13 protein-coding genes are annotated in these 14,337 nt (G+C 60.1%); 9 read left to right on the top strand and 4 right to left on the bottom strand.

Annotated elements, in window-relative coordinates:
- The first annotated feature begins 3 nt into the window (after window positions 1-3).
- The 4 genes from P3T24_RS00345 (at window position 4) to P3T24_RS00330 (ending at window position 5,371) form a co-directional block, all read left to right on the top strand.
- Window positions 4-945 (top strand): carbohydrate ABC transporter permease, encoded by a 942-nt coding sequence (locus P3T24_RS00345; RefSeq protein ID WP_429286057.1) that lies wholly within the window; start codon window positions 4-6, stop codon window positions 943-945.
- On the top strand, window positions 938-1,885 hold the full coding sequence (locus tag P3T24_RS00340; protein WP_429408375.1) for a carbohydrate ABC transporter permease: 948 nt from the start codon (window positions 938-940) through the stop codon (window positions 1,883-1,885). Before P3T24_RS00345 ends, P3T24_RS00340 begins: the two co-directional genes overlap by 8 nt.
- Before the next feature lie 15 nt (window positions 1,886-1,900).
- Window positions 1,901-3,883 (top strand): glycoside hydrolase family 127 protein, encoded by a 1,983-nt coding sequence (locus P3T24_RS00335; protein WP_429431445.1) that lies wholly within the window; start codon window positions 1,901-1,903, stop codon window positions 3,881-3,883.
- A 225-nt stretch (window positions 3,884-4,108) separates the two neighbouring features.
- Window positions 4,109-5,371, top strand: coding sequence for a multidrug effflux MFS transporter (locus P3T24_RS00330; RefSeq protein WP_429286060.1), 1,263 nt, complete (start codon window positions 4,109-4,111; stop codon window positions 5,369-5,371).
- A 22-nt stretch (window positions 5,372-5,393) separates the two neighbouring features.
- Here the strand turns inward: P3T24_RS00330 and P3T24_RS00325 are convergent, their stop codons facing one another.
- Complete coding sequence (locus tag P3T24_RS00325) at window positions 5,394-6,548, bottom strand: extracellular catalytic domain type 1 short-chain-length polyhydroxyalkanoate depolymerase (RefSeq protein ID WP_429433202.1); 1,155 nt, start codon at window positions 6,546-6,548, stop codon at window positions 5,394-5,396.
- 38 nt (window positions 6,549-6,586) lie between these two features.
- On the bottom strand, window positions 6,587-7,024 hold the full coding sequence (locus P3T24_RS00320) for a CopG family transcriptional regulator (protein WP_429431442.1): 438 nt from the start codon (window positions 7,022-7,024) through the stop codon (window positions 6,587-6,589).
- A gap of 425 nt (window positions 7,025-7,449) precedes the next feature.
- Between P3T24_RS00320 and P3T24_RS00315 the strand changes: the two genes are divergently transcribed.
- Complete coding sequence (locus P3T24_RS00315; RefSeq protein WP_074266256.1) at window positions 7,450-8,322, top strand: manganese catalase family protein; 873 nt, start codon at window positions 7,450-7,452, stop codon at window positions 8,320-8,322.
- A 103-nt stretch (window positions 8,323-8,425) separates the two neighbouring features.
- On the opposite strand, the gene P3T24_RS00310 is transcribed toward P3T24_RS00315, so the two are convergent.
- A complete protein-coding gene (locus P3T24_RS00310) occupies window positions 8,426-9,706 on the bottom strand; it encodes a hypothetical protein (RefSeq protein WP_429431439.1) in 1,281 nt (426 codons plus the stop codon).
- A gap of 127 nt (window positions 9,707-9,833) precedes the next feature.
- On the opposite strand from P3T24_RS00310, the gene P3T24_RS00305 reads away from it, so the two are divergent.
- From P3T24_RS00305 to P3T24_RS00290, 4 genes are all read left to right on the top strand, one after another.
- Window positions 9,834-10,088, top strand: a complete 255-nt coding sequence (locus P3T24_RS00305) for a hypothetical protein (protein ID WP_429431436.1) — start codon at window positions 9,834-9,836, stop codon at window positions 10,086-10,088.
- A 205-nt stretch (window positions 10,089-10,293) separates the two neighbouring features.
- Entirely contained in the window at window positions 10,294-10,644 is a 351-nt protein-coding gene (locus P3T24_RS00300) for a hypothetical protein (protein WP_429431434.1), read from the top strand.
- 104 nt (window positions 10,645-10,748) lie between these two features.
- A complete protein-coding gene (locus tag P3T24_RS00295) occupies window positions 10,749-11,288 on the top strand; it encodes a Spy/CpxP family protein refolding chaperone (RefSeq protein ID WP_429431431.1) in 540 nt (179 codons plus the stop codon).
- A 223-nt stretch (window positions 11,289-11,511) separates the two neighbouring features.
- Window positions 11,512-12,729 carry a diguanylate cyclase domain-containing protein gene (locus P3T24_RS00290; protein WP_429431428.1) on the top strand — a complete coding sequence of 406 codons (1,218 nt, stop codon included), beginning with the start codon at window positions 11,512-11,514 and terminating at the stop codon, window positions 12,727-12,729.
- Window positions 12,730-12,963: 234 nt separating this feature from the next.
- Here P3T24_RS00290 and P3T24_RS00285 read toward each other — a convergent pair whose 3' ends face one another.
- Window positions 12,964-14,265, bottom strand: coding sequence for an aspartate aminotransferase family protein (locus P3T24_RS00285; RefSeq protein ID WP_429431425.1), 1,302 nt, complete (start codon window positions 14,263-14,265; stop codon window positions 12,964-12,966).
- Window positions 14,266-14,337: the final 72 nt, after the last annotated feature.

Raw genomic sequence — 14,337 nt, 5'->3', positions numbered from 1 at the left:
ACCATGGATGTCCTTGGCGATCCGGCAACAGGCGGTGCGGGCCTCGCACCGCAGATGGGTCGAAAGAAGCCGCGTAAAGGGTTAGGCCGGCAGGGCGCAGGATACTGGTTTGTGCTGCCCTGCCTCGCTTTCACGGCGGTATTTTTTCTGCTGCCGCTGGCAATGACGATCGGCATGTCGTTCTATCAGTGGCCGCTGATGGGCGTGCCATCGTTCAACGGGTTGAGAAATTACCTCGACCTGATGCACGACGAATCGTTCTGGGGCGCGCTCTGGTTTACGACCAAATACACCTTGTTCGTCACGCCGGCGATCTTTGTCGTCGCTTTCGCGCTTGCGTTGCTCGTGAAGCGCGCGATCCGGTTCGTGGGCATCTTCAGGACTGCCTTCTTCCTGCCGGTCGTGATCGGGCTGACCACAGCGAGTCTACTCTGGGTCTGGCTGTTCAACGACCAGGTGGGCATCTTCAGCGCGATCCTGATGCAACTGGGTATCGTCAGCGAGCCGGTTCAGTGGCTAGGCGATACCAACTCCGCGCTGGCGTCGTTGATCGTGATGGTGGTGTGGAAGGCGTGTGGATTCACGATGGTGATCATGCTCGTCGGCATGCAGGCGATTCCATACGATCTGTATGAAGCAGCCCGCATCGACGGCGCGGGATGGTGGGCGCAGCAGCGCTTTATCACCGTGCCCATGATGCGGCGCACCTTCGCGCTTGCACTGATCATGGCGGTGATCGGCTCCTACCTGGCATTCGAGCAGTTCTATGTGATGACCAAGGGTGGGCCGATGAACACCACCATCACGGTGGTCCACTGGATCTATCGTGCGTCGTTCACCTACTTCAAGCTCGGCTACGGCGCGGCGATGTCCGTGGTGCTGCTGATCGTGCTGCTCATGCTAAGCGTGATCCAGATGATTCTTCTGCGAGACGACGATGAGTAACCGATTGCGTTCCGCCGACACCGGTTTCGCGCATGCGACGCCAAAGCCGAGTCCCGTCACGTCCAATGTGGATGCGCTCCATTATTCAAGTCGCGTGACAAAGCTGAAGGCGAGGCTGTCGGTCGCGCTTTACTACCTGATCTGCAGCGTGCTCACGCTGGCGTTTCTGTTTCCGATCGGCTGGTCCGCATTTACCTCGTTCTATTCGCCGGCCGACGCGAGCGCTTCGCCACCCAGATGGATTCCATCCCATCTATCGTTCGAGAACTATCAGAACCTCGCGAGCTATGGCGCAGGCATCTGGCGATATCTCGGCAACAGTACGTCGGTTGCGATGCTGACGGTCGTGATGACGCTCGTGTTGTCCACCCTCGGCGGCTACGGATTCTCGCGATTCCGTTTTCCGGGGCGCAACCTGATCTTCGTCGTGATCCTCGCGACGCTGATGATTCCGTTCCAGTCGATCCTCAATCCGCTATTCGTCCTGCTGCGCTGGATGCATCTGCAGGGCACGCTGTTCGGCCTCGCGCTCGTCTACACGACGTTCCAGTTGCCGTTTGCAGTGTTCATGATGCGCAACTCGTTCGACGCCGTGCCCCGCGAGATCGAGGATGCCTCGCTGATCGACGGCTGCAGTTCGTTGCAGTCGCTGCGCATGATCATGGTGCCGCTGGTGTTGCCAGGGATCGTCACAGCGGGTCTGTTCGCGTTCTTCGGTTCGTGGAATGAACTGCTAGCCGCGCTGATCCTGATCGGCGACGCAAAAAACTACACGTTGCCGGTCATGCTCCTGAATGCGCAAAGCGGTCAGCTTGGCGCCGTCGACTGGGGGCTGATGCAAGCCGGCATCACGATTTCCATCCTGCCGTGCGCGATCCTCTTCCTGCTCCTGCAGCGCTTTTATATCAACGGTCTGATCGCTGGTGCGGTCAAGGCATAACGCTCCATGCACACCATGAACGATACGAGAACCTTGCGCCCACCTGTCGTTGTCGATGCAGCATCCACCCGCTATGCGCACATCAAACCCGTGGCGGTCAACGCAGTCGACCTGAAAGGCGATTTCTGGGGGCCACGGTTTGCGACCAATCTCGAGCGGACCCTGCCAAGCCAGTGGGATCTCCTCGAAAGCACTGGGCGGCTCAACAACTTCCGGCGGGTGTTCGGTGAGTACGACGGCCCGCACGTGGGGCTGTTCTTCAACGACAGCGACCTGTACAAATGGCTCGAAGCAGCGTCGTGGGTCGTCGCGCGTGGGCCCGATGCGCTGCTCGAGAAACGTATCGATGAGGGCATCACCCTGATCGAGCGTGCGCAAGGTGAAGACGGTTATATCGACAGCTATTTCTGCCTGGAACGTGAAGGCGAACGCTGGACCAACCTGCGTGATCTTCATGAGATGTACTGTGCGGGTCACCTGATCCAGGCTGCGGTGGCCCACCATCGTGCGACTGGTCAGCGCCGCCTGCTCAATGTTGCCGTCCGTGTCGCCGACCTGTTGTGCGAGCGCTTCGGTCCGAAATCGGAAGGCAAGATCGAGGACATCGACGGACACGAAGAGATCGAAATGGCGCTCATCGAACTGGCGCGGGAGACGGGACACGAGCGGTATCTCAAGCTTGCACGCTTCTTTATCGAGGCACGCGGTCATGGCCTTCTCACAGGCGGCCGCTTCGGTGACGCGTACTTCCAGGACGACGTGCCGTTCGAGAAAATGGAAGCGCTTGCCGGGCATGCTGTCCGCGCCTTATACATGGCATGCGGTGTGACGGATCTCTATCTGGAGACCGGCGAAGCAGCCCTGCTGCCGCGGCTTGAAACGCTCTGGAGCCGGCTGACGGCACAGCGCATGTACATCACCGGCGGCGTCGGCTCACGACATGATGGAGAGGCGATTGGCGCGAACTACGAGCTGCCGAATGCACAGGCCTATACGGAGACTTGCGCGGCGATCGGCAGCATGATGTGGTGCCATCGTCTGCTGGCCGCAACGGGCAATGCACGTTACGCAGACCTGTTCGAATGGACGCTGTACAACGGCATGCTGCCGGGCTGGTCGCTCGACGGCCAGGCGTACTACTACGTGAACCCTCTGGAGGACGACGGCGGCCATCGCCGGCAACCCTGGTACTACTGTGCATGTTGCCCGCCGAACGTCGCACGTACCGTCGCTTCGCTTCCCGGATATGTCTACGGCACCGATGCAGATTCGATTTACGTGCAGCTGTATATGGAGAGCGATGCGCGTATCGACTTCAGCGGACACACGGTGAAACTGCGCCAGCAGACGCGTTATCCGTGGGACGGTGTGGTTGAGATCGGCATCGACGCGCAAGCGGAGTTCGCGCTGAAGCTGCGGGTTCCGGGGTGGGTAGATGGCGCGGGTGGATTGATCGCGGCGCAAGGGCAATCGGCAGCAACCGCTCACCCAAATCTGCCGGTCTCGGTAGCGGTCAATGGCAACGCGGTCGACGCCACGCCGGACGCGAACGGCTATATTGCGATTCGACGCCTGTGGGAACAAGGCGATTCGGTTCGGCTTGAGCTGCCCATGACGGCCCGTATATGGCAAAGCCATCCGAAGGTGGCCGAGAATCGTGGCCGGATCGCGCTGAGCCGCGGGCCGGTGCTGTACTGCGTCGAGCATGCCGACATGCCCGGTCTCGATCTCGACGAGCTATATGTCGATCCTCAACGCATCGAAACGGAATGGCGTGAGCAACAGCTTGGCGGCGTTGTCGTGCTCAAAGGCACTGCGCGACGGCAGGAAATAGAGTCAGACTGGTCGAGCTCGCTCTACAGGCCGTTGAATCCGGCAATGCGCGCAACCGAAGGAGCGCGGCCTGGAGAAACAACGTTCGTGGCCATCCCCTACTTCACCTGGCACAACCGCGAGAGCGGGCCCATGAAGGTGTGGCTGAATTATCTGGGTGAATAAGGGCTCCAGGTACTCAATGTACCCGTGATGATGACTGGCGGCATGCGACGGGGTTCGACCATCTGCGAACATTGATTTTCGCGGCCAACCCTCTCGCTCGCAAGGGGAATCGCGTCGGTTTGCGCGATAACGGGCACAATACGTGGCGATGGCGCCATCCATACGCTGCGCTCCACACTCGCATCGACTTATATCGCGCCCCGAATCCGTCTCTTCGATGCTGTCATGAACCACACTTTCTCAGGCCGCGCCGGCATGCCCGCGCGCGAACCTAACTCGCCGCGCTTCCTGTTGCTCCTGATCTGCCTGTTCGCCTCAGCCGGACAGCTCGCGATCGACATTTACGTGCCCGCGCTACCCGCAATGGCACGTTTCTTCGCGACTTCGCCTCAAGCGATCCAGTCGAGCGTGTCCGGCTACATGGCCGCTTATGCGATCGGTCAGCTCGTCTTCGGGCCCGTAGCCGATGCATACGGACGCAAGCCCGTACTTGCATTCGGCCTCGTAATTTTTACAATCGGCTGCCTGTTGTCGCTCGCTGCGCCGAATCTGGAGACCTTCCTCCTCGCCCGCTGTCTGCAGGGCTTTGGTATCGCCGCGACCAACCTGCTCGCGAAAGCGATCATCACCGATTCGTTCTCCGGGCAGACACTGGTACATGCATTCACCTACATGGCGATCGCGTGGGGGCTCGCGCCGATCGTGGCGCCCGTGATCGGCGCGCATCTGCAAACGTGGTTTGGCTGGCGCGCCTGTCTGGTCTTCCTGCTCGTCTATTCGCTGGTGATGTGGGCATTGGTGTGGCGCTATCGCGAGACGTTGCGGCGGCCGGTACATCTGGAACCGCGCACGCTATTGACGAACGCGGGCAAGGTGCTCTCGAGTCCGGTGTTCCAGAGCTGCTTTCTCGCGCAGGGGCTGTGCTACAGCATCCTGCTCGTGTTCAACATCGTCGGGCCGTTCATGGTGCAGAACACCTTGCACAAACCACCGACCTTTTTCGCTTACCTCGCGCTCGGCATCGGCTTGATGTACTTCCTGGGCGGTCTGTCGAACCGCCTGCACAGCCCGCGTCTGCCGACTGCCGAGCAGCGGTTGCAGATCGGTGCGCGCATGATGGCCGCTGCCGCGATCGCCATGCTGCTGCTTGCGCTGACGGTCGGCCTGCGCATCTGGACACTCGCTACGCCCGTGCTCGTAATGGGATTCTGCGCCGGCGCGATGTATCCCACGTTTATGGCCAAGGGCAATTCGCTGTTCCCGCATATTGCCGGCCTGACGAGCGCGATCCTTGGGTGTGCGCTGCTGCTGGTGTCGTCGGCGATGATGGGGCTCGCCGGCTTCGTGTCGGTGCAGGTCCTGACGCCGCTCGCAGCGTTCTTCGTGATCCTCTCGCTCACCGTCGTCTGGATGGTGATGAAGCTGCTGCGACATCTGGCGCAACTGCCGCCGGAGCCTGTGGTATGCCCGGGCGGCGAGGCGGTGTGAGGGCGTTCAGTCTCGCCCGGCGTTATGGCCGTTGCTGTGGATGCGCGAGAAAGAATCGCATCATCTCGGCGCTGGCATCCGGGCCGCTGGCGTCCGTGTACGTTCCGCGAGCGCTGCCACCGGCCCATGCGTGCGGTGCGCCATGAATGGTCCAATACTCCGCGTCCACGCCGTTGGCCGCCGTCAGCCGCCGCCGTGTGCATGCACGCATGCCTGCGCGGCGTTCCGGCACCTCATCGACGGGTGAAATACCAGCGCTGAATTCCCGGACGAGCTCGCCACCATTGGACGGGTGAACCGTTGCGTCCGCGTCGCCATGAAAGACGATCAACGGCCGCTTCGGCATGCCCGGCGCATCGCGACGGTCTGCAAGCGGCCCGCGTCGTATCGGTTTGCCCCCCTTCATCGCGGCAAGTGCCGATGGCAAGTCGTGCGCGCAGCGATAGGGCAGCCCCGAGTGAATTCCCGCTGCGGCATACAGTTCCGGATAGCTGTGAATCATCACGGCGGCCATCGCTCCACCTGCCGACAAGCCGGCGACGTACACGCGGGCCGGATCGACGCTGTAGCTGGCCATCACGTCACGGGTGATTCCCGCAATCAACGAGGGCTCGCCGTGCTCCCGCTGCTGGTCGCCCGGCTTGAACCAGTTCCAGCATTTCGACGCATTCGCCCTCTGCGGCTGGATGGGGTACGCCACGAGACAGTCATGGCGCTCGGCGAGCGCGTTCATGCGGGTGCCCAGTGCGAAATCGTCCGCGTCCTGGGTACAGCCATGCAACATCACGATCAGCGGCAATGGTGTATCCCTGTAGCCGCTGGGCACGTAGAGCTTGTACTTGCGCTGTCCCGCTTCATTGGCGTAAGCGCGCTCAATGAAATATCCGCAGTCTTCGACATCTGTCTGCCTGGCAACATGCGGGTGTGAGGACGCATCCGTTGCATGCGTTCGGGCAAAACGACTCCCGGCGGCCGTGCTGTCGCGAGGAGGTGGCGCATCGCGTGTAGCAGCAGGCGGCTGAGCCGTCGTGGAGCCTTGCCTGCCGGCTCCGTCGCCATCGCTATCGCTATCGCGCAGCGCTCGTTGAATCGCTGCGGTTGCTTCGAGCGGACCAGCCGTACGCAGCAGACGCATCGCTTCCTGCATCGAGGACAGGAAATCTTCGTTCATCTTCATCATCGTGTTCCTTATGTCGGCTGAAGCAGCCGGCCGGGCTAGCTGATTCTTCCGGCTAACGCTGCCTTGACCGCGGGTGATGCGTGGAATGAGCCGAGCACCACGACCGACTCGATCGTGGCAAGCGCGAGTTCAGGGGTGACGTCGGATGCAATGCTGGCAAGTCCCAGCACATGAATATTCAGACGCTGTCTGGCTGCTTGTGCCGATTCCAGGTCTTGCCTGGAGAAGTGCTGCAGACCCAGCACCAACGCCCGGCGTGTGACCGTCTCACTGACAGTCTGGGCGTGGGTCGCCAACTGGTTTCTGATCGCCGTGCGAATCAGATCGGTGCGGTTCGAATAAAAGCCTTCTTCGACCAGCAGATCGATCTGGCCGAGGTCGACCGGGCCGAGATTAATGGTGATCTTCTCGGTCTCCCCGCCCTTTGGACGAGGTGCGACGACAAGCGAATCCTGCGGTTTGTGTTTGTTCATTTTCCATCCATTCACCATCCATCCAGATGGTCATGAGATGGTTATAGAGTGAGCAGCGCGCCGCGTCAACCCCTACATATGGGGCCACCACACACACGGCGCTCGCTGGTGAACAACCCCTAAAAGGCAAACGACCGACTCGTCGCGACTCATTGCCGTTGCCCAAACGGAATTGCAGGATGGGCACAGCGCATGCTGCACTACTAGCGGCAACACGTTGCCATGCACGGCATCTTCGCCGTACATCCGCCAGAGCGTCCGTTGCTCTGAGAGCCGGGCGCCCATCGTTGGGTGCGGACAACCATTCCGGTTGTACCGCCGTCCGGGTTGATTCAAGGTCGCACGCGATTCTGCACAGGTACGACGTAACTACTTCACGTCCGCACCCTCATGGAGTTGCTTTGGCCAATCACCGGAGAAGTCTCATGTTCATTCACAACAAACGTCTTCAGTACACCGTACGTGTCGCCGCGCCGAACCCCGGTCTTGCGAATCTGCTGCTCGAGCAGTTCGGCGGACCTCAGGGAGAGCTCGGTGCTGCGTGCCGGTATTTCACCCAGGCGGTCGGCGAAGATGATCCGGGCCGCAAGGATCTGCTGTTCGATATCGCAACCGAAGAGTTGAGTCACCTGGAAATTGTTGGCTCGATTGTCGCGATGCTGAACAAGAGCGCAAAAGGCCAACTGGCCGAAGCCGTGGAGGCCGAGGCGGAGCTGTATCGATCCATGACAGGTGGAGGAAACGACTCCCATACGACAGCATTGCTGTACGGTGGCGGTCCGGCCCTGACCAACTCGGCTGGCGTGCCGTGGTGCGCTTCGTATGTCGACACGATCGGTGAGCCGACGGCCGATCTGCGCTCGAACATTGCTGCCGAAGCTCGCGCGAAGATCGTCTATGAACGTCTCATCAACGTCACGGACGATCCGGGTATCAAGGAGACACTTGGATTTCTGATGACACGCGAAATCGCCCATCAGAAATCCTTTGAGAAAGCGCTGCACTCGATCCAGCCGAACTTTCCTCAGGGCAAGCTGCCTGGCGTGCCGCAATACACCAGCGTGTACTACAACATGTCGCGAGGCGACGATGCGCCGCGCGGTCCATGGAACGACGGTCCGGATTGGGAGTTCGTCGAATCTCCCGAGCCGGCGGTAGATGGCGGCGACGGAATGGCCACGGTCAATGTATCGCGCGGCGATGTCAAGGTGCTGCAGGCTATGGCAGCGAGAACGGCATCGGATGCGACCTCGGACCCGACCACAGGTGCTGATCTCGGCGCAGGTCAGACCGTCTGAAGCGGTTAACGGAAGCGCGGTTGTCCTAACGGCCGCGCTTCCAGTGCCTCACGTCTGTCGCGAGATTCGCGACGAAATCGTCACGCCCGCAGCCGCGGGCTTTTCAGTCTGGATTGGCGTTCAGCAAAACCATCCCGTGTAGGGTCGAAAGTTCCTGTTGCCAGGAGGCGCTGTCCTGTTCGGCATCGCCGTCGCCAAGGAAGGGCTTCAGCAACGCCAGCAGATCTTTCGAGTTGGACGAGTTCGTCGGCGTAGTGACGTCCGATACCAGCAGCCCTCTCACATATTCGGACTTCTCTGTGGATTGACTGGACGACTGATTCAGCGTCGCCTGCACTATCTGGCCGCGTTGCGTCGCGATGTTGACCGCGCTGTTGGCGTCGTCGTTGACCTGTATATAGTTGTAGCTCTGGGTCGATGGCGACATGCCCAGTTGAACCGGGCCACCCGATAGCGACTCGTGATAACTCGCTTGCAAACTCGAGTGCTGGGTTTGCGAAATCGCGCCGCTCTGCTGATTGCCGGTGGTTTGAGTAGTTTGGGAGACCTGATAGGAAAACGTATCCGTTTGATCCGGCAGCCACGGATTGGACGACACCGCGTTATCGGTCATCGAGCCTGTGAAATCGGCCAGCCCGGTCAACATGGCGTGATCCGACTGCGCGACCCACGATACGCCGTCCGTACCCGGAAGCTGTTGCGACGGCGTGCCATAGTCGCCGTTCATCTGGCTGAACGCGTCCTTGAACATCGACATCAGCGTGGCGTCGCCGTGGCCTTCCGTGTTGGCGTTGTCGAACTGTGTCAGATAGCTTGCAATGGCCTGGTCACGTTGCGCGCCCGAACCCCAGATCGCGGAATCGCTCGTATCGACACTGAGGTTGATCGAACCGGTCGAGTCCGTGACTTTCACGCTGCGCGTTGAACTGTTCAGCGCAATATTGGCCGATATGTTGTTTGATCCCTCGCCTGTCACATTGAATTGCAGATTCACCGACGACAGTACCGACGGGTCGTACTGCATCAAACCGCTCAGATTGAGTTGCGGCGGAACACCGCTCAGGCCGTCGATTGCCTGCTGAAATCCATCGGCCAGTCCTGTCAGCGCGGTGCGCTCGCTGCTGCTCAAGGTCCCGCTGCTGTTCATGCTGACCGCAAGCGTGCCGTCGTCGCTGTCCATTTCGATATCGACCGTGACGCCGCTCGCGGTCTTGACGGTCAGCTTCACATCGCCTTGCGCACCCTGTTCCGCTAGCGCGGTTGCACCCACTCCATCCGCCCCGGCAATCGTGACCGACTGCGAGAAATTGCTACCGTTAGTCTTGAAGCGATCGAGCAGCGCGCTTCCCAGATTGTAGAACTGACCGGACATCGTATTCGACATGGCATCGCCCGCCATCGTCAGAGAAACGGCATCGGTGTTGCTCTGAGCCCAGGTAACGCTTGGCTCCCCACCTATCAGCGACCCTTGTGACGTGTACAGGAGCGGCGATTCGAGGCTCGCGGAGGGGATGGTGACAATCGTCGATTCGCTCCCGCCGACAGCGGTATCCGACGCGACGCTAGCGGTCGAAGCGATGCTGTTCGTCTTGCTCGATGATGGCGTCACCGTTGGGAGAACGCCTGCGTTTAATGGCAGTAGTGTGGTCATATGCGGTGCTTTGTTATTTTCGATGGATGATCGCGGTCATCTGCGGGCCTGCGCTTTCAGTCGATATATCGACAAAGAACTGCAAATCTTTAAACGTAATATTTGGTTTTATTAAAACCCGTGGAAATCCATTGAGAAAGGAGACATAAGCTGCTATTTCACTGCATTTTCGAGCCCATTCTTCTCCGCTTTGAATCAATTGCATTATCTGGACACAATGTGCGGAACTGACGGGCGTACAAAGGGTCACACTAGTTCGATCGCTGGCAGATGAAATGGTGGTCCTACGCATGTGAAACTGAATGGAAGGAGCACGACTCATGATTCAGATGTCTCACACTCCGTCACGCCGACGCGTCGCAATGGCCGTCGTGGCGGTTCTGATGGCGATGTCCGCGCTGCCTGCACAGGCGCAACACTACTCACGTGGAGGCGGCGGTCACCATGGAGGCGGCGGCTATCACGGCGGCGGAGGCTATCGCGGTGGTTACCATGGTGGCGGTGGCGGCGGCGGTGGTGGGCTGATCGTCGGAGCGTTGCTGGGCGCGGTCGCGGGCGCAGCGATCACCAGTGCTTTGCAACCGCCGCCCGCAGTGGTGTATTCGTCTCCCCCACCGCCGCCCCCGCCGGGCGTCGCTTACTATCCGAACAACTATCCTCCCGGTTATTGATCGCCCCGTAACCTGATCCGATCCGGCGGTCCGTTAGCTCATCGCACCATATTGCACAGGTTGCGGCCGTCGCCAGACCCATCATTCAAAACGAGCATCCATACATGAAAACCTCCGTCCGTAAAGTATTTATGCCTGCGTTGTTGACGTTTGTCTTCGCGAGTGCTTCGGCGTGGGCGCAGACGCCCGCGAGCAGTGCGGCCCCTACGACGCCAGGCGGACGGGCTGCCGCTCATGCGCAGAAGCACCAGGATATCGTGGCGCAGCGGATCGACGAACTGCATGCTGAACTGAAGATCACCGACCAGCAGTCGCAGCAATGGGACGCCTTCGCGCAAACCATGCGTGACAACGCTGCAAGCGCCGATCAGGCTTTTCATGAGCGGGCAAAAAAGCTTCCGTCCATGAACGCGGATGAGGCCATGAAATCGTATGCGTCATTAGCCCAGGTGCATGCCGAGAATATGCAGAAGTTGTCCGCTGCGTTCAGCGCGCTGTACGCGACGCTGTCGGACGATCAGAAAGCAACTGCGGATGTGCTGTTCAGGAATGAGCATGCGCACGGAAAGCATCACCCGGCCCAGCACAAGCACGCGCCTGCTGCAATGGGTGCTGCTTCAGCACCGGCGCCTGCTTCCAACTAACACCATTCGCCAACGACGCGAAGCAACACGGTTGACCCATCTGCAAGACTGCATGACGTGGTCGGCGGTCGTGCGTGATGGGTCGGTCCTCGCCGTTTCAGACCGGCGCAGAGCTCACGATTGCCTTGCCATGTGAGCGCTTGACGATACGATGCCATCAAATTTTTCGGCGTAAAATGCGACTCCAGCCGCCGTGTACCGGCGGAGCGCTCTAACGTCAGCGATGCACGTCGATCTTCTCACCCTTTACCTTCTTGCGATCGGAACGCTACTCGCCAGCTCTGGGATGACGCTCTGGGAGCATCGAACGCATCCCCGGCGCAGCAAGGAATTGAGGCTACTGGCAGCGGGATACGCCACGCTTGCCGTCGGATGTGCAGCGGTGATCATCCGTCAAGCGCTGCCCGGTATTTCCGGCTCTGCCTTAAGCAATCTCGTCATTCTCAGCGGCTATCTTTTGATCCTGCACGGTGTCGCATCCCTGAGCGGTCGACATTACCGTGCGGTTTCTATCGCTATCCTCGTTCTGCAGGCGCTGGTGTGGGCAATCGCCGGTGCGCGATGGCCGAACGCCGTGTGGAGCTATGTCTGTGCGTTTCCAATTGCGATAGTTTCCGTTATGACGTCTCGCGAGTTGCTGCGAAACGATGAGATGAAATCGTTGCAATCGCGGCACATCGCCGCGATGGTGACCACTATCCATGCTGTCCTTTATGCCGCCAGGGCATTCGTGTTGCCGTGGCTAGCGGCCATATATGGACAGAACATAGTGGCTATTGCCGGTGAAATCACAATCTACGAAGGCGTTTTATATTCGGTAGTTCTACCGATGACCTTGCTCAGGTTAATTCGCGAGGAAACTCATGGCCGGCTTTTGCAGGAATCCCAAACCGATTATCTGACCCGCCTTGGCAATCGCAGATGGTTCTTTGAAGAAGGCGGCCGGGTCATCCGCGAAGGGGACATGTGGCGGCCAGTTTCGCTGCTTGCCTTCGACCTCGATCGCTTCAAGGCGATCAACGATCAATACGGTCACAAAACGGGGGACGAGGTCCTTAAGTCGTTTGCGGACATTGCCCGCAGCGTAATGGGACCCGAGGCAATTCTCGCCCGCATCGGAGGAGAAGAATTTGCTGCCCTGCTGTTTCGTCATGACACCCTCCGCGCCAAAGAGGTGGGCGAAACCGTTGCCAGACTTTTTGCCGAAACGGCCCCGCTCAGAGTAAGCGGCCTCGGGATCCGGGCTACGGTCAGCATTGGACTCGCGCAGTTTGAGGACGAGGCATCCACGCTCGTCGACCTGCTGGCAGCCGCCGATCAGGCGTTGTACAGAGCGAAGTCGCTGGGTGGGAATCGGCTTGAACTCGCGCAGAGCGGCGCGCACCCGATGGTCGAGCCGGCCGGTGGACGGCAAAAAACTGGCGCTCGGGAACGCTCGTAACTCCCGATGCGGCACACCGTGATCGAAAAAAAGCCGACCTGTTAGGGTCGGCTAAAAAGATTCTGGCTATTCCGAGGGCCATTGCCAGAACCTGAGAGAGCCACATTATGCCGCATTTTGCCGCAAGGCGTCGTCGCACCTGCTGCGAGCAGCCAGCAGCAGCGGCATTCGTGGCCCTCATTGCGGATCATCGGATGACCGCTCATCGCCTCATCAACGATGACGTTGGGGTGCTTACAGCGAGTGTTCAATCGCCTTCCCGAGCAGTTCAAGACCCAGGTCGATCTCATCCTCGCTGACAGTCAACGGCGGGGCAATCCGGAACACGCCGCCCATACCCGGCAGTTGCACGATGTTCATGCTGAGGCCCAGGTTCATGCACTCGCGGGTGATCTTTGCGCCGAGTCCATCCGCCGGCTCCTTCGTGCGGCGATCCTTGACGATCTCCATACCCAGAAGCAGCCCGCGTCCGCGGATGTCGCCGATGCACTCGAAGCGCTCCATCAGATCCACAAGGCCGCGTTTGAGACGCTCGCCCATCACGTTCGCCCGCGCAACCAGCCCCTCGCGTTCGACCACATCCAGCACCCGCAGACCGACGGCGGCGGGCAGAGGGTCGGACACGTGCGTCGTATAAAACAGATAACCCAATTCATGGGCCCGCTCTTCGATCTGCGCGGAGGTCACGATGGCCGCAAGCGGCAAACCGGCGCCCAGCGTCTTCGACAGGGTGAGAATGTCGGGCGTGACACCATCGCGCTGGCAGGCGAACATCGTGCCGGTGCGCCCGACGCCGGTCTGCGCTTCATCGAGAATCAGCAGCATGCCGCGCTCCTCGCACTTGCGCTTCAGCGCGGCCATGTAGCCTTGCGGCAGTTCGATGATCCCGCCGGAGCTGAGAATCGGTTCTGCAATAAAGGCAGCGAGATTGCCGCTGGACTGGCGGTCGATGAGATCGAACGCGTAGTCCAGTTCTGCGAGGTAATCGTATTCACCGTTGCGCTCGAAACGCGGCCGGTAGAGGAACGGTGCGGGAATCGCGAACGAGCCGACCGCAGCCGGGCCGACGCCCTTGCGACCGGCACTGTACGTCGCGGATGCCGCGGCCCCTGTCATACCGTGCCACGACTGCGCAAAACCAACGATTTCGTATTTGCCGGTGACGAGCTTCGCCATGCGAATTGCAGCCTCATTCGATTCCGCGCCGGTGCTGAGGAGCAGCGCGCGGTCGAGTCCGTCAGGCGTGATGTCGGCGAGGCGGGTCGCCAGATCGACCACCGGTCGCGAAAGCATCCCGCTGAAGAGATGGTCGAGCTTGCCGGCGTATTCGTTGATGACCGAGACGATCTCCGGATGGCTGTGTCCGAGCACCGCGCTCATCTGTCCCGAGGTGAAATCGAGGATCGCGCGGCCGTCTGCGTCATAGACGAAACTGCCCTGGGCGCGCTCGATGATCATCGGCTCGAAGGTGCCGCCATAGCGGATGAGGTGCTGTCTGGCGTTGCGCCAAAAAACTTCGTCGTTGTTCCGGGACACCGTGGTTCTCCTGGGCTATTGGCGAGAATAGCTTGCAGTCTAGATGGCTCTCTGCTTTCATAGAATCGAATA

This window comes from Paraburkholderia sp. GAS33 (genome assembly GCF_050436645.1).
Classification (GTDB): Bacteria; Pseudomonadota; Gammaproteobacteria; order Burkholderiales; family Burkholderiaceae; genus Paraburkholderia; species Paraburkholderia phenazinium_B.
Note: the sequence above shows the minus strand (reverse complement) of the source record. Positions and strands in the feature narration are given on the sequence as shown.

Excerpts from the sequence above, each read along its gene's own strand:
- P3T24_RS00345 (WP_429286057.1), top strand. The coding sequence starts at position 4 with ATGGATGTCCTTGGCGATCCGGCAACAGGCGGTGCGGGCCTCGCACCG.
- P3T24_RS00340 (WP_429408375.1), top strand. The coding sequence starts at position 938 with ATGAGTAACCGATTGCGTTCCGCCGACACCGGTTTCGCGCATGCGACG.
- P3T24_RS00335 (WP_429431445.1), top strand. The coding sequence starts at position 1,901 with ATGAACGATACGAGAACCTTGCGCCCACCTGTCGTTGTCGATGCAGCA.
- P3T24_RS00330 (WP_429286060.1), top strand. The coding sequence starts at position 4,109 with ATGAACCACACTTTCTCAGGCCGCGCCGGCATGCCCGCGCGCGAACCT.
- P3T24_RS00325 (WP_429433202.1), bottom strand. The coding sequence starts at position 6,548 with ATGAAGATGAACGAAGATTTCCTGTCCTCGATGCAGGAAGCGATGCGT.
- P3T24_RS00320 (WP_429431442.1), bottom strand. The coding sequence starts at position 7,024 with ATGAACAAACACAAACCGCAGGATTCGCTTGTCGTCGCACCTCGTCCA.
- P3T24_RS00315 (WP_074266256.1), top strand. The coding sequence starts at position 7,450 with ATGTTCATTCACAACAAACGTCTTCAGTACACCGTACGTGTCGCCGCG.
- P3T24_RS00310 (WP_429431439.1), bottom strand. The coding sequence starts at position 9,706 with ATGTCGAATACGATGTCCGGTCAGTTCTACAATCTGGGAAGCGCGCTG.
- P3T24_RS00305 (WP_429431436.1), top strand. The coding sequence starts at position 9,834 with ATGGTGACAATCGTCGATTCGCTCCCGCCGACAGCGGTATCCGACGCG.
- P3T24_RS00300 (WP_429431434.1), top strand. The coding sequence starts at position 10,294 with ATGATTCAGATGTCTCACACTCCGTCACGCCGACGCGTCGCAATGGCC.
- P3T24_RS00295 (WP_429431431.1), top strand. The coding sequence starts at position 10,749 with ATGAAAACCTCCGTCCGTAAAGTATTTATGCCTGCGTTGTTGACGTTT.
- P3T24_RS00290 (WP_429431428.1), top strand. The coding sequence starts at position 11,512 with ATGCACGTCGATCTTCTCACCCTTTACCTTCTTGCGATCGGAACGCTA.